Below are 18,068 nucleotides of genomic sequence, written 5' to 3' on the forward strand. Positions count from 1 at the left end.
CATGTGGAGTTCCTCAAAGGGTTCTTGGCAACAGGAATTCGGCCAGTGCGAAATCCGCGGCGGTGGTCACCTTGATATTGTCCTCGGCCCCCTCGACCAGCAGCGGCGCGAAGCCGGCATGTTCCATCGCCATCGCTTCATCGCTGACCGTCACGCCGGTCACGGAAGCGGCCAGCAGGGCGGCCGACAGTTCGCCGCGACGAAAAAGCTGCGGCGTGAACGCGCGCCAGCGATGATCGCGTGGTTCGGTCGCCTGGCTACGCCCGCCGTCATCGGCACGCTTGAGCGTGTCGCGCAACGGCGCGCCCAGCAGGCCACCGCCGGCCGGCACCGCCAGTTCGATCAGGCGGGCGATATCGGCCTGGCGCACGCACGGCCTTGCGGCATCGTGCACCAGCACAAAGGCATCGTCGGTCACCTCGGCAGGCAAGGCGCGCAGGCCCGCGAGCACCGAATCACAGCGCTCCGCGCCGCCGACGGTGGTGAGCACGGGCTTGCCCTCGAGCTGGCCGATGGCAGGCCAGTGCTCGTCCCGGCCGCCCAACACGACCATCAGGCCGGCAATCTGCTGGTGTGCCGCCAGTCGTTCCAGCGTATGCAGCATCAACGGCCGGCCGGCCAGGGGAAGGTATTGCTTGGGAAGCTGACCGCCGACGCGGGTGCCGCGCCCCGCCGCCGGCACCACGCACCACAGAGGTCCCATGCTCAGTGTCCGCCGCTGGATGCGGCCGACGCGGGCGCCTGGCCGGCACCCGTCTTCTCGACCACCTGGTAGAACGTCTCGCCCGGCTTGATCAGGCCCAGTTCGGCGCGCGCACGCGCCTCGACCGCCTGTTCGCCGTGCTTGAGGTCGCTCACGTCCGCGCCGAGCGCCTGGTTGCGCTGGACCAGCCTGTCGTTGTCCTCACCCTGCTTCTTCACCGCGGCGCGCAGGGTTTCCACCTCGTGCACGCCACCGTTGCCGGTCCACAGTTTCATCTGCAGACCGATCAATACCAGCAGGAGAATCAGGGCGACCCAGCGCAGCATGTGCGATCCGCTCTCCGTCTCAGCCCGGCAGGCTGGCCAGGTTCGGGAAGGCTTCGCGGCCAGCGTAGCGCGCCGCGGAACCCAGCGCCTCTTCGATGCGCAGCAGCTGGTTGTACTTGGCCACGCGGTCGGTGCGGCACAGCGAGCCGGTCTTGATCTGGGTCGCGGTGGTCGCCACGGCGATATCGGAGATGGTGGTGTCCTCGGTCTCGCCCGAGCGATGCGACACGATCGCCGCGTACTTGGCGGCATCCGCCATCGCGATGGCTTCGAGCGTCTCGGACAGCGTGCCGACCTGGTTGACCTTGATCAGGATCGCGTTGGCGATCTGCTTGTCGATGCCTTCCTTGAAGATGCCAGGGTTGGTGACGAACAGGTCGTCGCCCACCAGCTGCACGCTCTTGCCGACGGTGTCGGTGAGCTGCTTCCAGCCGTCCCAGTCGCCCTCGGCCATGCCGTCTTCGATGGTCACGATCGGGTACTGCCTGGACCAGCTGGCCAGCACGTCGATCCACTGCGCCGGCGTATAGACCTTGCCTTCGCCTTCCAGGTCGTACTTGCCGTGCTTGAAGAACTCCGAGCTGGCCACGTCGAGGCCGAGCAAGATGTCGCTGCCGACCTTGTAGCCGGCCTGGTTGATGGCCTCGAGGATGGTGTCCAGCGCTTCGATGTTCGAACGCAGGTTCGGCGCAAAACCGCCCTCGTCGCCCACAGCGGTGTTGAGGCCCTTGCCCTTGAGCACGCTCTTGAGCGCGTGGAAGATTTCGGTGCCGGCGCGCAGCGCCTCGGCAAAGCTCGGCAGGCCGACCGGCAGCACCATGAATTCCTGCACGTCGACGTTGTTGTCGGCATGCGCACCGCCGTTGATGATGTTCATCATCGGCACCGGCAGCGCGCCCGGCTTGCCGGTGGTGCCGTTGATGGTGGCGAGGTACTGCCACAGCGGCTGGCGGTTCTGCGCGGCCACGGCGTGCGCGGCGGCCATGGAGACGCCGAGGATGGCGTTGGCGCCCAGCTTGCCCTTGTTCGGCGTGCCGTCGAGGGTGATCAGCCTGGCGTCGAGGCCACCCTGGTTGGCCGCATCGAAACCCTTCAGCGCGCTGGCGATGGCGCCGTTGACGTTACCCACCGCGTTCTTCACGCCCTTGCCCAGGTAACGCGACTTGTCGCCGTCGCGCAGCTCGACCGCTTCGCGCGAGCCGGTGGAGGCGCCGCTCGGCACGGCCGCGCGGCCGAAGCCGCCGCCGGCCAGGGTCACTTCCGCTTCGAGCGTGGGATTACCGCGGGAATCGAGGATTTCACGGGCGTGGATGCGGGTGATTTCGGTGCTCATGGTGTCCGTAGCTTGATGAGGTGACTGATACGATGCGGAACATCCTGCCTGATGCGCGGGGGCTACGCTGCCGTCGCCTCCCCGCGGCGGATCAGAGCGTATGTTCCAGGAAGCTGTGTCGCTTGGTGACCTGGTCGAGTTCGAGCAGGGTTTCCAGCAGCGCTTCCATCTTGCCGAGCGGCCAGGCGTTGGGGCCGTCGCTCAGCGCCTTGGAAGGATCCGGGTGCGTCTCGGCAAACAGGCCGGCCACGCCCACGGCCACCGCCGCGCGCGCCAGCACCGGCACGAATTCGCGCTGGCCGCCCGAGCTGGTGCCCTGCCCGCCCGGCAACTGCACCGAGTGGGTGGCGTCGAACACCACCGGGCAACCGGTGTCACGCATCACGCTCAGCGAACGCATGTCCGACACCAGGTTGTTGTAGCCGAAGCTGGCGCCACGCTCGCAGACCATGATGTCGTCGTTGCCGACGGCCTTGGCCTTGTCGACCACGTGCTTCATGTCCCACGGCGCGAGGAACTGGCCCTTCTTGATGTTCACCGGCTTGCCGGCGCGCGCCACGTGCTGGATGAAATCGGTCTGGCGGCACAGGAAGGCCGGCGTCTGCAGCACGTCGACCACGGCCGCCACTTCGTTCATCGGCGTGTATTCGTGCACGTCGGTGAGCAGCGGCACGCCAAGCTGGCGCTTCACTTCGGCCAGGATCTTCAGGCCCGCTTCCATGCCGGGGCCGCGGAAGCTGTTGAGCGACGAACGGTTGGCCTTGTCGAAGCTCGACTTGAAGATGAAGTTGATGCCGAGCTTGCCGGTGATTTCCTTGAGCTTGCCGGCGGTGTCCAGCTGCAGCTGCTCGGATTCGACCACGCAGGGCCCGGCGATCAGGAACAGCGGCTGGTCCAGGCCGACCTCGAAGCCACACAACTTCATGCAACGGACTCCTTCGCCAGGCGCTCACCCTCGCGCACCGCCTTGAATTCGCGGGCGGCGTGGACGAAACCGATGAACAGCGGGTGGCCGTCGCGCGGCGTGGAGGTGAATTCCGGATGCGCCTGGCAGCCGAGGAACCACGGGTGCTTCTGCTGCGGCAGCTCGACGATCTCGACCAGCAGGTCGTCCATCGACTTGCCCGAGATCACCATGCCCAGGTCCTCGAACGACTGGCGATAGCGATTGTTGAATTCGTAGCGATGGCGATGGCGCTCGCGCACCACGTCCTGGCCGTACAGGTCGCGCGCCAGCGTGCCGGCCTTGAGGCGGCACTCCTGGGCACCCAGGCGCATGGTGCCGCCCAGGTCCGAGCGCTCGCTGCGCTGCTCGACTTCGCCCGTGGCGGTGGTCCATTCGGTGATCAGGGCGATCACCGGGTCCGGTGTATTGCGGTCGTTCTCGCTGGAGTCGGCTTCGGCATGACCGGCCACGTGGCGGGCAAAATCCACCACCGCGGCATGCATGCCGTAGCAGATGCCGAAGTAAGGCACGCCATGCTCACGGGCGTACTTCGCCGCTAGCACCTTGCCCTCGAAACCGCGCTTGCCGAAGCCGCCCGGCACCAGGATGGCGTCGGCATTGCCCAGCACCCTGGCGGCGCCGTCAGCCTCGACCTGCTCCGAATCAACCCAGTTGAGATTGACGCGGGTGAGCTGCTTGATGCCGCCGTGGCGCAGCGCCTCGCCCAAGGACTTGTAGGCGTCCTTGTGCTCGACGTACTTGCCGACGATGGCGACGGTGATCTCGTCCTTCGGGTGCTCCACCGCATCGACGGTGCGCTGCCAGCCGGACAGGTCCGCCGGGCCGGCGTCCAGGCCCAGCTTGCGCACCACGATCTCGTCGAGGCCCTGCTTGTGCAGCCACAACGGTTGTTTGTAGATGATGTCGACGTCGGCCGCGCTGATCACGGCGTTCTCGGGCACGTTGGTGAACAGCGCGATCTTGCGGCGCTCGCCATCGGGCAGCGGCTGCTCGCAACGGCACAGCAGCACGTCCGGCTGGATACCGATGGAACGCAGCTCCTTCACCGAGTGCTGGGTCGGCTTGGTTTTGATCTCGCCAGCGGCCTTGATGTACGGCACCAGGGTCAGGTGCATGAACAGCACCTTCTCCGGACCGTGCTCGATGCGCAGCTGGCGGATGGCCTCGAGGAAGGGCAGCGACTCGATGTCGCCCACGGTGCCGCCGATTTCCACCAGCGCCACGTCGAAGCCGCGGGTGGCTTCGTGGATGCAGTGCTTGATCTCGTCGGTGATGTGCGGGATCACCTGCACGGTGGCGCCCAGGTAGTCGCCGCGGCGCTCCTTGCGGATCACCGACTCGTAGATCTTGCCGGTGGTGATCGAATTCTTGCCGGTGAGGCGGGTATGGACGAAGCGCTCGTAATGACCCAGGTCGAGGTCGGTCTCAGCGCCGTCGTCGGTCACGTAGACCTCGCCGTGCTGGAAGGGGCTCATGGTGCCGGGATCCACATTGATATAGGGATCCAGCTTCATCATGGTGACCGAGAGGCCACGCGCTTCCAGGATGGAAGCCAGCGACGCCGCGGCGATGCCCTTGCCAAGAGAGGACACCACACCGCCGGTGACGAAAATCAGGGGGGTCATGGGATGCAGCCGTGCTGGAAATTTGTATTTTAGGGGAAGAACGGTCTGGCCGCGAGGGTTTGCGAATACGTGGCTGACTGGGGCGTTCACCCAGGGCTCCCCGGGACCCACTTGCGGTGCCCCAGGATCCCGCATGGCCATGCCGCCGAGCGCCGGCGGCGCCTTGCAGCGGGCCGAGACGAGCCATCCCGCGACTTTCCCAGCGCCCTGGACGCGCCGGGCTCCGGCCTTCGCCGGAGTGACGAGCCTGAGGCCCGGCCTACTCCACCGGCAGCATGGCCGGCATCGGATGCAGCATGTTCGCGTTCATGTTGTGCAGCACCCACAGCGAACCGACCACCACGATGGCCAGGATCAGCAGGGTGAACAACAGGATGGCGAGGTTGCCGCGCTGCGACGGCGACGCGCCCAGGTGCAGGAAGCACACCAGCTGGACCACCAGCTGGGCCACGCCGAACAGCACGATGCCCGGCATCATCAGGTCGTGCGGCACCAGGCCGCTCATGACCACGCCGAACGAGGCCAGGGTCAGCAGCACCGACAGCGCAAAGCCGATCAGATAGGAACGGGTGCTGCCGTGGGCGGCCTCGTGGGGAGCCGCGTGAGGGGAATCGTGAGCCGCGGACATCAGATGGCCCCCCGCAGGTAGACAAAGGTGAACACGCAGATCCACACCACATCCAGGAAATGCCAGAACAGGCTCAGGCACGACAGGCGGCGACGGGTGGCATCGTTGAGGCCGTAGCGCCGGATCATGTCCATCATCACCAGCAGCCAGACCAGGCCCGAGGCCACGTGCAGGCCGTGGGTGCCGACGAGGGTGAAGTACGCGGACAGGAAGGCGCTGCGGCCCGGGCCCGCGCCCTCATGGATGAGCAGGGCGAACTCATGCACCTCCATGCCGATGAAGCCGGCGCCAAACACGAACGTCACCGCCAGCCAGGCGAGCACCTGCCTGCGACGACCGGCATGCATGCCGAGCATGGCCATGCCGAAGGTGACGCTGCTGACCAGCAGCAGCATGGTCTCGCCCAGCACATAGGGCAGCTCGAACAGCTCCTTGCCGCCCGGGCCGCCTGCCGTGGCGTTCGCCAACACGGCAAACGTGGCGAACAGCGCGGAGAAGATCAGGCAGTCGCTCATCAGATAGATCCAGAACCCCAGCAGGGTCTTGGATCCATCGTCTTGGTGGTGCGCATCGCCGCCGTGGGCGATGCCATCGAGCGCGCCGCGCGGAGCGGCGATTGCGGTGCTGCCCATGGGTCAGGCCACCTTCTTGCGCGCGGGGGCCACCGGGACCACCTGCGTGGTGCCGAGCGTCTGCAGCGGCGCCAGGCGGGCGCGCTCGATCTTCTCGACCTCGGCAGCCGGCACCCAGTAGTCGACGTCCTGGTCGTAGGCGCGGGCAATGAACGCACCGATCATGCCCAGCAGCCCCAGCGCGGCCATCCACCAGATGTGCCAGGTCATCGCAAAGCCGAGCACCGCGCCGAACGCACCCATGTAGACGCCGATGCCGGTGTTGCGCGGCATGTGGATGTCTTCGTACCGGGTCGGTCGCGCATAGGCGATGCCATTCTGCTTGTCTTCCCAGAACGGGTCCAGCTCCCGGACCTGCGGCAGGTGGGCAAAGTTGTAGAACGGCGCCGGCGAACTGGTGGACCACTCCAGCGTGCGGCCGCCCCACGGGTCGCCGCTGGGGTCGCGCAGCTTCTTCCGGTCGCGGATGCTGACGTACAGCTGCAGTACGGTGAAGAAGATACCGGCCGCGATGATCAGGGCGCCCACCAGGGCGACCACCAGGTACGGCTGCCATTCGGGATTGCTGTAATGGTTCATGCGACGCGTCATGCCTTTGAGGCCAAGGATGTAGAGGGGCATGAAGGCCACGTAGAAGCCGACCAGCCAGCACCAGAACGAGTACTTGCCGTAGCGCTCCTGCAAGCGGAAGCCAAATGCCTTGGGGAACCAGTAGTTCATCGCGGCCAGACAGCCGAACACGACGCCGCCGATGATGGTGTTGTGGAAGTGCGCGATCAGGAACACGCTGTTGTGCAGCACGAAGTCCGCGCCCGGCACGGCCATCAGCACGCCGGTGACGCCGCCTACCACGAAGGTGACCATGAAGCCGATCGTCCACAGCATCGGCACGGTGAAATGCACGCGCCCGCGGTACATGGTGAACAGCCAGTTGAACAGCTTCACGCCGGTGGGCACCGAGATGATCATCGTCATGATGCCGAAGAAGGCATTGACGCTCGCACCCGAACCCATGGTGAAGAAGTGGTGCAGCCACACCAGGAACGACAGCACGCCGATCGCCGCGGTGGCGTAGACCATCGACTTGTAGCCGAACAGCGGCTTGCCCGAGAAGGTGGAAACGATCTCCGAGTACGCGCCGAAGCAGGGCAACACCAGGATGTAGACCTCCGGGTGGCCCCAGATCCAGATCAGGTTCACGTACATCATGGCGTTGCCGCCAAGTTCGTTGGTGAAGAAGTGCATGCCGAGGTAGCGGTCGGCGCCCAGCAACGCCAGCGTCACCGTCAGCACGGGGAACGCGGCCACGATCAGGATGTTGGTGATCAGCGCGGTCCAGGTGAACACCGGCATCTTCATCATGGTCATGCCCGGCGCGCGCATCTTCAGGATGGTCACGATGAAATTGATGCCGCTCAGCGTGGTGCCCAGGCCCGACAGCTGCAGCGCCCAGATGTAGTAGTCCACGCCGACGCCCGGGCTGTACTTGAGCTCCGACAGCGGCGGATAGGCGAGCCAGCCGGTGGCGGCAAAGTCGCCGATGAACAGCGAGGCCATGATCAGCACCACGCCGGACGCGGTGAGCCAGAAGCTCAGCGAATTGAGGAACGGATAGGCCACGTCGCGCGCGCCGATCTGCAACGGCACCACCAGGTTCATCAGACCGGTGATGAACGGCATCGCCATGAAGAAGATCATGATGTCGCCGTGCGCGGTGAAGATCTGGTCGTAGTGGTGCGCCGGCAGGTAGCCGGCGGCATCGGCGGCGGCGACCGCCTGCTGCCCGCGCATCATGATGGCGTCGGCAAAGCCGCGCACCAGCATCACCAGCGCCATTATCACGTACATCACGCCGATCTTCTTGTGGTCGACCGTGGTGAACCACTCCGACCACAGGTAACCCCACTTGCCCGCACGCGTCACCATCGCCAGCAGCGCGGCGCCGATGACAAGGACGGCGACCAGGGTCGCCATGATGATCGGCTGCTCGAACGGAATCGCCGAAAGGGTGAGCTTTCCAAACATGGCTTACTTCCCTGCCTTGGCCTGGGTGTGGGACATGGACCTCGCGGCCTCGCCCCCATGGGTGGTCATGTGCATATCGCCGGGCGACGCGTCGGCCATGTACTTGCCGATGACGTTGGCGAACAGGCCCGGCGCGACGCTGCCGTAATAGGCGACCGGCGCCTTCTCGCTGGGCTGGGCCAGCGTCCGGTAAGCCGCGTCGTCGAGCGCGGCCGGCGTCGCGCGGGCCTTGGCGATCCACTCCCTGAAGCCCTGCCCGGTGGTCGCGATGGCCTGGAAGTGCATGTCCGAGAAGCCCGCACCGCTGTAGTTGGACGACAGGCCGGCATAGCTGCCCGGCTCGCGCGCGATCAGGTTGAGCTGCGTTTCCATGCCGGCCATGGCGTAGATCTGGCTGCCCAGCTGCGGGATGAAGAACGCGTTCATCACCGAGTCGGAGGTGATCTCGAAACGCACCGGCACATCGGTCGGAAAGGCGATCTCGTTGACGGTGGCGATGCCGTAGTCGGGATAGACAAACACCCATTTCCAGTCCAGCGCGATGGCCTGGATGGTGACCGGCCTGGCCGCCGATGCCAGCGGCCGGTACGGATCGAGCGTATGCGAGGTGCGCCACGTGATCGTGGCCAGGATCGCCACGATGATCGCGGGGATGGTCCACACCACCACTTCGATGGCCGTGGAGTGCGCCCAGGTCGGCGCATAGGTGGCCTTCGTATTGGACGCGCGATAGCGCCAGGCGAACCACAGCGTCATAGCGATCACGGGGATCGCCACGATGGCCATCAGGCCCAGCGCGATCAGGATGAGGGACTTCTCATGGGCACCGACATCGCCCTTGGGACTGAGAACTTCCATGTTGCAGCCGCTGAGGAACACGGCGGCGCCAACGCCTGCATGGCGCAGGCGCAAGAGAAGAGCATGCATTTTCACGTGTGACCTGGGGAGGGTGCTGCGTGGGGACGGGCGGCATGCTAGCGACTCGAACCCGCGTTTGATTGCCGCCGAGACACAATGCCACAGGGGTAACTTCTTGCGCAGGCGACCGCGGCGATGCGGCCTGGCGGGCAGACCGTGCGCAGCGCCCTGCTACCATTTGCCGATGGACAACGCCACGCCCATCCGCCTCGCCGCCCTGCGGCAAACCATGCAGCAACGCGGCATCGCCGCCTGCCTGATTCCAAGCGCCGATCCGCACCTGTCCGAATACCTGCCCGAGCACTGGCAGGCGCGCACATGGCTGTCCGGTTTCACCGGTTCGGCTGGCACCCTGGTGGTCACCGCGGACCATGCCGGCCTGTGGACCGATTCGCGCTACTTCACCCAGGCCACCCAGCAACTGGCGGGCAGCGGTATCGAGCTGATGCGGCAGCGCCTGGCGCACGCGCCCGAGCACCTGGACTGGCTGCAGCAGCACCTGCAGCCTGGCCAGACCCTGGCCGTGGCCGGCGACAGCCTTGCGCTGGCCACCGCGCGCCAGCTGGATGGCCGGCTGCAAGGCGTCGGTGCGCGACTGCGCACGGACCTGGATCTTCCGGGCGAGATCTGGCGCGACCGCCCGGCCCTGCCCGGCAACCCGGTGGTCGAGCATCCGCTTCGCTACGCGATCACCTCGCGCGCGGACAAGCTCTCCCGGCTGCGCACGGCCATGCGCAAGCTCGGCGCGAGCCATCACCTGATTTCCAGCCTCGACGACATCGCGTGGCTGACCAACCTGCGCGGCAGCGACGTCGAATGCAATCCGGTGTTCCTTGGCCACCTGCTGGTGCAGGCCGCCGGCCATGCCACGCTGTTCGTGGGTCGCGGCAAGTTGAATGACGCCCTGGTGGTCGCGCTGGCGGCCGACGGCATCCGCATCGCCGACTACGCCACGGTCACCGACGCGCTCGGCGAGCTGACGGCCGAAGACAGCCTGCTGTTCGACAGCGGGCGCGTGGTGGTTTCCGTGGCGGCCGCCATCGCCCCCGCCGCGAAGACCATCCAGGCGGCCAACCCCACCACCCTGCTCAAGTCGCGCAAGTCCGAGGCCGAGCTCGACCATATCCGCGAAGTGATGCGCCGCGACGGCACCGCGCTGGTACGCGCCTTCCGCCGGCTGGAAGAGCGCCTCGTCGCCGGCATGAGCCAGACCGAACTGGACGTGGACACGCTGCTGCGCGAGGAACGCGCGGCGCAGGCCGATTTCGTCGGCGAAAGTTTCGCCACCATCGCCGGCTACCAGGCCAACGGTGCCCTGCCGCACTACCGCGCCACCCCCGAGGCGCACAGCACGCTCAAGCCGCAGGGCCTGCTGCTGGTCGACTCCGGCGGGCAGTACCTGGGCGGCACCACCGATATCACCCGCGTGCTGGCACTGGGCGAGACCACGGCCGAGCAGCGCCGCGACGCCACCCTGACCATGAAGGGCATGATCGCGCTGAGCCGGGCCCGCTTCCCGCGGGGCGCCAGCGGTCCGCAGCTCGACGCACTGGCCCGCGCGCCGCTGTGGGCCAGTGGCATGGATTACGGCCACGGCACCGGGCACGGCGTGGGCTACTTCCTCAATGTGCATGAAGGGCCGCACGGCATCCGGCCGCCCGTGCCCGGCGCGACCCTGGTGCCGCTCGAACCGGGCATGATCACCTCGATCGAACCCGGCCTGTACAAGGCGGGTCGCCACGGCATCCGGCACGAGAACCTGGCGGTGGTGGTCGAGGCCGACAAGACCGAGTTCGGCGAGTTCTACGCCTTCGAGACGCTCACGCTGTGCCCGTTCGACCGCCGTGCGCTGGAGCCGGACCTGCTCAATCCCGAGGAGCGCGCCTGGCTGGACGACTATCACGCCACCGTACGCGCCGCCCTGTCACCGTTGCTGGAAGATGCGGACCTGGCCTGGCTGGAGCGGCATTGCGCGCCGCTGTGACGGTAATGCCCTGCCGAAGCCCGTCTTGACCCCTCCCACACGCCCAGCCATGCTGCTGCGCTTCCCGAGACCCGATCCACACCCATGAGCAGTCGCTACAACGCCGCCGACATTGAAGTCCTCTCCGGCCTTGACCCGGTCAAGCGCCGCCCGGGCATGTATACGGACACTTCGCGCCCGAACCATCTGGCGCAGGAAGTCATCGACAACTCGGTGGACGAGGCCATCTCCGGCCACGCCAGGACGCTGGAAGTGATCGTGCACTCCGACGGATCGGTCGAAGTGAGCGACGATGGCCGCGGCATGCCGGTGGACATCCACCCGGAAGAAGGCGTGCCCGGCGTGGAGCTGATCCTCACGCGCCTGCATGCGGGCGGCAAGTTCTCCGGCAACAACTACAACTTCTCCGGCGGCCTGCACGGCGTGGGCGTGTCGGTGGTCAATGCGCTGTCCAGCCGCGTGGAAGTCACCATCCGCCGCGACGGCAACGAATACCGCATGGCGTTCGAGCACGGCGACCGCGCCAGCGATCTAGAAATCATCGGCACGGTGCCGAAAAAGAAGACCGGCACCACCGTGCGCTTCTGGTCCGACCCGAAATACTTCGACTCGCCGAAGATCTCGCTGCCCAGGCTGCGCCACCTGCTGCGCGCCAAGGCGGTGCTGTGCGCTGGCCTCAGCGTCAAGCTTACCGACGAGGCCACCGGCGAAGTCAACGAGTGGTACTACGAGGACGGCCTGCGCGATTACCTGCGCGACGAACTGGAGGGCGCCGAGTCGCTGCCGGCCGAACTGTTCGTGCACCACATCCAGCGCGAGGCCGACGGCCTCGACGTCGCCCTCGCCTGGCTGCCCGAAGGCGAGCTGGTGCAGGAGAGCTACGTCAACCTGATTCCCACCGCGCAGGGCGGCACCCATGTGAACGGCCTGCGCTCGGGCCTGACCAACGCCATCCGCGAGTTCTGCGACATCCGCAACCTGCTGCCGCGCGGCGTGAAGCTGGCGCCGGAAGACGTGTGGGAGCGCCTCGCCTTCGTGCTGTCGGCCAAACTGCAGGACCCGCAGTTCGCCGGCCAGACCAAGGAGCGCCTGTCCTCGCGCAACGCCGCCGGCATGGTCGAAGGCGTCATCCACGACGCCTTCAGCCTGTGGCTCAACCAGCACGTGGAGCTCGGCGAGCGCATCGCTCAGCTGGCCATCGAGCGCGCCAGCGCGCGCCTCAAGGCCGCCAAGCAGGTGGTGCGCAAGAAGATCACCCAAGGCCCCGCCCTGCCGGGCAAGCTGGCCGACTGCACCGCCACCGACCTCACCCGCACCGAGCTGTTCCTGGTCGAAGGCGACTCGGCCGGCGGCAGCGCCAAGCAGGCGCGCGACAAGGAATTCCAGGCGATCCTTCCGCTGCGCGGCAAGATCCTCAATACCTGGGAAGTGGAATCGGGCTCGGTGCTGGCGTCGGAAGAAGTGCACAACCTCGCCGTCGCAATCGGCTGCGATCCGGGCAAGGACGACCTCAGCGGCCTGCGCTACGGCAAGGTGGTCATCCTGGCCGATGCCGACTCCGACGGCCTGCACATCGCGACCCTGCTCAGCGCCCTGTTCCTGCGCCACTTCCCTTCGCTGGTTCGCGAAGGCCACGTGTTCGTCGCCATGCCGCCGCTGTTCCGCGTCGACGTGGGCAAGCAGGTGTTCTACTGCCTCGACGAGAACGAAAAGAACGCGATGCTCGAGCGCATCCAGCGCGAAAAGATGAAGGGCGCGGTCAGCACGACCCGCTTCAAGGGCCTCGGCGAGATGAACCCGGCCCAGCTGCGCGAGTCGACCATCCACCCCGACACCCGCCGCCTGGTGCAGCTCACCGTCGACGGTGACGACGGCACCACCAAGCTGATGGACATGCTGCTGGCCAAGAAGCGCGCCGGCGATCGCAAGGCCTGGCTGGAAGAAAAGGGCGACCTGGCGACGCTCGAGGTCTGAGCCTCCTTTCGTGCTCCCTCTCCCCACCGGGGAAAGGGTTCGGGTGAGGGGCGGGTGCTCGCCGTGGCGAGTGCTGGCGCGTGATCGGGTGGCCTTTTCTCTCGCTTCGTTGCCAAGCAGTGTCGCCAGCTTGCCGCTTGCGCAGCGGGCGTTTCGATCGCCTGCCGGCGCTCGAGTCACTTTTCTTTTGCTGGCCCAAAAGAAAAGTAACCCAAAGAAAATGGCCTTAAAGGCTGGCAGCGTTCTGATGGGATAAGCCCGAACGCCTGAGGTCGGTTGTTGCTTGGCAACCTTCGCCGCTACAGAGCGGGTACGCCGTAGCGTTGCGCAACGCGCCGACGCGAAGAGGGCTTAAAGCGAAATGTCGCTACACCTCCTTCGCTGGAAGCCTTGGGTTTCTGCCAGGCACCACACTTCTCCTCTCCCCGGAGGGGAGAGGGAGCCAAAGCGCGCGGCGCCCGGCTTTAAGTCCTCAACGCCTTGGCGCGTTGCAGTGAAGCGGCCATGTGGCGGCGGAGACGGTCGCAATCCGGGCTCCGGAACCTCCCCTGGCTTCTATCCCACGCAATGCTATGAGCCTTCAAGGCCATTCTCTTTGGGTTACTTTTCTCTTGGGCCAGCAAGAGAAAAGTGACTCGGCCTCCGGCAGGAGGTCGAAACGCCCGCTGCGTAAGCGGCAAGCTGGCGAAAGCGCATGGGAGCGAAGCGAAAAAAAGGGCCACAAGATCGCGCCCGATCCACGCCCCCGCAAGCCCCCACCCCTCACCCCAACCCTCGCCCCGGAAGGGAGCGGAAGCAAAAAAGCGCGCGCTGACCCACATCAACGCCCCGCTCACATCGGGGCGCTAGACTGCCGAGATGCACTCCGCCTGGACCCGCCGCGCCGTCGAAACCCTCGAAGCCGAGGCGCACCGTTCCGCCGATACCCACCTGATCCGGCTGGATCTGCCCGCCTTTCCCGGCATCCCGCTCTATCTCAAGGACGAATCGGTCCATCCCACCGGCAGCCTCAAGCACCGCCTGGCGCGCTCGCTGTTCCTGTATGCCATCTGCAACGGCTGGCTCGATGAAGGCCGTCCGGTGGTGGAAGCCTCCAGCGGAAGCACGGCGATTTCCGAGGCTTATTTCGCCCGCCTGCTCGGGCTGCCGTTTTTTGCCGTCATGCCGCGCAGCACCTCGCGCGACAAGGTCACGCAGATCGAATTCTTCGGCGGCCACTGCCACTTCATCGACGACACCGATGTTTACGGCGCGGCCCAACGGCTCGCCACTGAACTGGATGGCCACTACATGGACCAGTTCACCTACGCCGAGCGCGCTACCGACTGGCGCGGCAACAACAACATCGCCGAATCGATCTTCCGGCAGATGCAACGCGAAGCCGACCCGGAGCCGCGCTGGATCGTGGTGTCGGCGGGCACGGGCGGAACCGCGGCGACCATCGGCCGCTACATCCGCTATCGCTCCAGCCAGCACGCCCTGGCCCGGCTTGCAGTGGTCGATCCCGAGTACTCGGTGTTCTACGACTACTACACCCGCGGCGATGCCAGCCTGCAGCTCGCGCGGGGCAGCCGCATCGAAGGCATCGGCCGCCCCCGCGTGGAGCCGTCCTTTGTCCCCGGCGTGATCGACCGCATGCTGCGCGTACCGGACGCGGCCTCCATCGCCGCGCTCCGGGTGCTGGAGCAGCTGCTCGGCCGGCGTTGCGGCGGTTCCACCGGCACCAACCTGGTGGGTGCGCTACAGCTCATGGCCGAACTCCGTGCCGGCGGCGGGCACGGCCCGGTAGTGACCCTCATCTGCGACGGCGGCGAGCGCTATCGTGGCTCATGCTATGACGAGCACTGGATCGCCGCCGAGGGCCTCGACGTGACCTCCCAGCAGGCGCGCCTGGAGGCCATCGTGCGGGACGGCCGCTGGATCGACTGAGCAGCCATTCCAAGCCGATGCCGACACAGCTATCTTGATGTCCCACTCTTGCCGGAACGCCCCATGTCCCTGCTCCCGCCCATCGACCTGAAGCGCTGGATCGACGAGCACCGTCACCTGCTCAAGCCGCCGGTGGGCAACAAGTGCATCGTGGACGGCGACTTCATCGTGATGATCGTGGGCGGGCCCAATTCCCGCACCGACTACCACTACGACGAGGGTCCCGAATTTTTCCACCAGCTCGAGGGTGAGATGGTGCTGAAGGTCCAGGACGATGGCGTGGCGCGCGACATCCCGATCCGGGCCGGCGAAATGTTCTACCTGCCCCCCTGCGTACCGCATTCGCCCCAGCGCGCACCCGACTCGATCGGCCTGGTGATCGAGCGCCGCCGCCTGGCGGGCGAAAAAGATGGCCTGATGTGGTTTTGCGAACGCTGCAACCACAAGCTGTACGAGGAGTACTTCACCCTCGACAGCATCGAGCACGACTTCCCGCCGGTATTCGAGCGCTTCTATCGCTCGATCGATGCGCGCACCTGCGAGAAGTGCGGGCACCTGAACCCGGCGCCGCCGAAGTACACCGCGTAGCGCGACGACCGCCGTCGTCCGGCCGCGGATTTCCAGCCACGACCCGCGACGAAGCCTAGCGAAGCAGCAGCCACTTGCGCGCCATCCGCCGCAACGAGGCATCGCTGGCCGGATCATCCGCGATCTCGCGGATCGGACGCCACGCCAGCGCATGCGATTCCTCGCTGACCGCGAACTGCTCGTTCGCCCCGGCGTGCACGACGTAGCGGACATCGTAGTGCCAGTGTTCCGGCTCGTCGCCGCGCGCAGGAATGCGGTGGCGGTCCAGGTCGAACGGCTCGGGTCGTACGCTCAGGCCGTCGAGGCCCGATTCTTCCTCCGCCTCCCGCAACGCCACGCGGGCCAGGTCCGTGTCTCCATCGGCGTGCCCGCCCAACTGCAGCCAGCGATCGAGCTTGCGGTGGTGCGTGAGCAGCACGCGCGCCCCATCGGCACTGACCAGCCATGCCGACCCCGTGAAATGGGCGTCGCACGCCTGGCGCAGGAAAGAGTGCTCGCCACCGGCGAGCAGGGCGACAAAATGCTCGATCCCTTCCTCGCCCGGCCATTGCCGGCTGTATTGCTGGAATTGCTCAAACAAGACGTTCATCAGTGGTCCGGAAGTTCGGCAAAAGACCATTATTCCAGACCGGCCCGGCACCCCGCAGCGGACCGCGGCACGGGCCGGTTCCGGCGCCCCCGTTTGCTGCCCGCAGTGCAACTTGTACGCCCGCACTCCGCTGGGATATGGTTCCGTGTCGTTGCCAGGGTAGCGATGAGCCAACCGTGACATTTGGCACGGTTATATGCGGTAAAGAATGAAAACAAGGCTGTAGGGGGAGAGACATGCTGAAAAACCTGTTCGCGACGCATCCGATTCAGGCGTCGCCGCACGTCGATGCGGGCGAGTTGCCGCACGACACGCTGCAAGGCGAAGACAGCCTCAAGCGCGTGCTGACGGCGCGCCACCTGATCATGCTGGGCATTGGCGCGGTCATCGGCGCCGGCATCTTCGTGATCACCGGACAGGCCGCCGCCGAGCATGCCGGTCCCGCCCTGGTCATCAGCTTCATCGTCGCCGGCATCGCCTGCGCTTTCGCCGGCCTTTGCTACGCCGAATTCGCGGCGATGATTCCGGTTTCCGGCAGCGCCTACGCCTACTCCTACGCCACCCTCGGCGAGATCGTCGCCTGGTTCATCGGCTGGAACCTGGTCCTCGAATACCTGTTCGCGGTGGCCACGGTGGCGGCCGGCTGGTCGGGCTATTTCAACGAGTGCCTGTCCATTCTCAGCCACTGGACCGGCCTGCCCTTGTCGCTGCCCGACAACCTGGCTTCCGCGCCGCTGGCGTTCATGGACGGCAGCCAGGTCGAACACCTGAAGGCTGGCCAGCACGTGCTCGCCAGGTTCTCCGAACACTTCTTCCTGGTCACCACCAATACCATCATCAACCTGCCGGCCATCCTGATCGTGACCGCGCTGACCATGCTGTGCTATCGCGGCATCACGCAATCGACCTTCGTCAACTCGATCATCGTGGCGATCAAGGTCACCGTGATCCTGCTGTTCCTGGTGTTCGCGTTCCGTTTCATCAATCCGGCCAACTGGCATCCGTTCATTCCGCCGGAGGAAGGCCCGGGCCGCTTCGGCACCAGCGGCATTTTCCGTGCCGCCGTGCTGGTGTTCTTCTCCTACGTGGGCTTCGACGCCGTGTCGACCGCAGCCGGCGAAGCCAAGAACCCGCAGCGCGACATGCCGATCGGCATCCTGGGCTCGCTGTTCATCTGCACCCTGCTGTACATCGCCATGGCGCTGACCCTCACCGGCATTGCGCCCTACCGCATGCTGGGCACGCCCGAACCGGTGGCCACGGCGCTGAGCATCCACCCGGAGCTCAACTGGCTGAAGGCGATCGTCTCGTTCGGCGCGCTGGCCGGCCTGAGCTCGGTGATCCTGGTGATGCTGCTGGGCACTTCGCGCATCTTCTTCAGCATGGCGAAGGACGGCCTGCTGCCGCCGAGCATTTCGCGCGTGCATGCCAAGCACCGCACGCCGCACGTGGCCACCATCATCGCCGGCGTCGCCGCCGCCGTGCTCGCCGGCCTGTTCCCGGTGAGCATCCTGGGCGAGCTGGTGTCGATGGGCACCCTGCTGGCCTTCACCACGGTGTGCATCGGCGTGCTGATCCTGCGCTACACCCGCCCGGAACTGCCGCGCACCTTCCGCGTGCCTGGCATCTGGGTGGTGAGCGTCCTGGGTTCCGTGATCTGCCTGTACCTGTTCTGGCAGTCGTTCCGCGCCAACTGGCCGCTGATGCTGGGCTGGACCACCATCGGCATGGCGATTTATGCCATCTACGGCTATTCCCACAGCAGGCTCCGCAAGCAAAACTCCTGATCCGACGCGAAGGGCCGGCCAAGCGCCGGCCCTCTCGTTTTGACCTGCGGCCACGTTCCG

Annotated in this window: 15 protein-coding genes; 5 read left to right on the forward strand and 10 right to left on the reverse strand. The window is 66.3% G+C overall.

Translation table 11 applies throughout. The annotated features are described in order from the left end of the window. Positions 1 to 13: 13 nt before the first annotated feature. From ispD to cyoA, 9 genes are all read right to left on the reverse strand, one after another. On the reverse strand, positions 14 to 709 hold the full coding sequence (gene ispD / locus ACXU4B_RS05640) for a 2-C-methyl-D-erythritol 4-phosphate cytidylyltransferase (protein WP_131408529.1): 696 nt from the start codon (positions 707 to 709) through the stop codon (positions 14 to 16). After that, positions 706 to 1,029, reverse strand: a complete 324-nt coding sequence (ftsB, locus tag ACXU4B_RS05645) for a cell division protein FtsB (protein WP_131408531.1) — start codon at positions 1,027 to 1,029, stop codon at positions 706 to 708. Before ftsB ends, ispD begins: the two co-directional genes overlap by 4 nt. Positions 1,030 to 1,048: 19 nt before the next feature. After that, entirely contained in the window at positions 1,049 to 2,362 is a 1,314-nt protein-coding gene (eno, locus tag ACXU4B_RS05650; RefSeq protein ID WP_131408533.1) for a phosphopyruvate hydratase, read from the reverse strand. A 91-nt stretch (positions 2,363 to 2,453) separates the two neighbouring features. Continuing rightward, positions 2,454 to 3,287: a 3-deoxy-8-phosphooctulonate synthase gene (kdsA, locus tag ACXU4B_RS05655; protein ID WP_131408535.1), complete on the reverse strand. Its 834-nt coding sequence runs from the start codon at positions 3,285 to 3,287 to the stop codon at positions 2,454 to 2,456. Beyond that, complete coding sequence (locus ACXU4B_RS05660; protein ID WP_131408537.1) at positions 3,284 to 4,954, reverse strand: CTP synthase; 1,671 nt, start codon at positions 4,952 to 4,954, stop codon at positions 3,284 to 3,286. Before ACXU4B_RS05660 ends, kdsA begins: the two co-directional genes overlap by 4 nt. 259 nt (positions 4,955 to 5,213) lie before the next feature. Continuing rightward, positions 5,214 to 5,582 carry a cytochrome o ubiquinol oxidase subunit IV gene (cyoD, locus tag ACXU4B_RS05665; protein WP_131408539.1) on the reverse strand — a complete coding sequence of 123 codons (369 nt, stop codon included), beginning with the start codon at positions 5,580 to 5,582 and terminating at the stop codon, positions 5,214 to 5,216. Then, the gene (gene cyoC / locus ACXU4B_RS05670; RefSeq protein ID WP_131408541.1) at positions 5,582 to 6,214 is read right to left on the reverse strand and encodes a cytochrome o ubiquinol oxidase subunit III; all 633 of its coding nucleotides are present in this window, start codon (positions 6,212 to 6,214) and stop codon (positions 5,582 to 5,584) included. Before cyoC ends, cyoD begins: the two co-directional genes overlap by 1 nt. A 3-nt stretch (positions 6,215 to 6,217) precedes the next feature. Beyond that, a complete protein-coding gene (gene cyoB / locus ACXU4B_RS05675; RefSeq protein ID WP_131408543.1) occupies positions 6,218 to 8,239 on the reverse strand; it encodes a cytochrome o ubiquinol oxidase subunit I in 2,022 nt (673 codons plus the stop codon). A 3-nt stretch (positions 8,240 to 8,242) separates the two neighbouring features. Next, positions 8,243 to 9,166, reverse strand: coding sequence for a ubiquinol oxidase subunit II (gene cyoA, locus ACXU4B_RS05680; RefSeq protein ID WP_131408545.1), 924 nt, complete (start codon positions 9,164 to 9,166; stop codon positions 8,243 to 8,245). Between the two features lie 175 nt (positions 9,167 to 9,341). On the opposite strand from cyoA, the gene ACXU4B_RS05685 reads away from it, so the two are divergent. The 4 genes from ACXU4B_RS05685 to ACXU4B_RS05700 all read left to right on the forward strand — a co-directional run bounded on the left by ACXU4B_RS05685 (position 9,342) and on the right by ACXU4B_RS05700 (position 15,632). Further along, positions 9,342 to 11,141, forward strand: coding sequence for an aminopeptidase P family protein (locus ACXU4B_RS05685; RefSeq protein ID WP_131408547.1), 1,800 nt, complete (start codon positions 9,342 to 9,344; stop codon positions 11,139 to 11,141). An 84-nt stretch (positions 11,142 to 11,225) separates the two neighbouring features. Then, the gene (gene parE, locus ACXU4B_RS05690) at positions 11,226 to 13,115 is read left to right on the forward strand and encodes a DNA topoisomerase IV subunit B (RefSeq protein WP_131408549.1); all 1,890 of its coding nucleotides are present in this window, start codon (positions 11,226 to 11,228) and stop codon (positions 13,113 to 13,115) included. An 858-nt stretch (positions 13,116 to 13,973) separates the two neighbouring features. Beyond that, entirely contained in the window at positions 13,974 to 15,044 is a 1,071-nt protein-coding gene (locus tag ACXU4B_RS05695) for a PLP-dependent cysteine synthase family protein (protein WP_131408551.1), read from the forward strand. Positions 15,045 to 15,107: 63 nt separating this feature from the next. Continuing rightward, positions 15,108 to 15,632, forward strand: a complete 525-nt coding sequence (locus tag ACXU4B_RS05700) for a 3-hydroxyanthranilate 3,4-dioxygenase (RefSeq protein ID WP_131408553.1) — start codon at positions 15,108 to 15,110, stop codon at positions 15,630 to 15,632. Positions 15,633 to 15,687: 55 nt separating this feature from the next. Here the strand turns inward: ACXU4B_RS05700 and ACXU4B_RS05705 are convergent, their stop codons facing one another. Continuing rightward, positions 15,688 to 16,221 carry an NUDIX hydrolase gene (locus ACXU4B_RS05705; protein WP_131408555.1) on the reverse strand — a complete coding sequence of 178 codons (534 nt, stop codon included), beginning with the start codon at positions 16,219 to 16,221 and terminating at the stop codon, positions 15,688 to 15,690. A gap of 236 nt (positions 16,222 to 16,457) precedes the next feature. Here ACXU4B_RS05705 and ACXU4B_RS05710 point away from each other — a divergent pair, with 236 nt between their 5' ends. Beyond that, positions 16,458 to 18,008 carry an APC family permease gene (locus tag ACXU4B_RS05710; RefSeq protein ID WP_131408557.1) on the forward strand — a complete coding sequence of 517 codons (1,551 nt, stop codon included), beginning with the start codon at positions 16,458 to 16,460 and terminating at the stop codon, positions 18,006 to 18,008. The last annotated feature ends 60 nt before the right edge of the window (positions 18,009 to 18,068 follow it).

It is taken from the genome of Dyella soli (genome assembly GCF_054482295.1).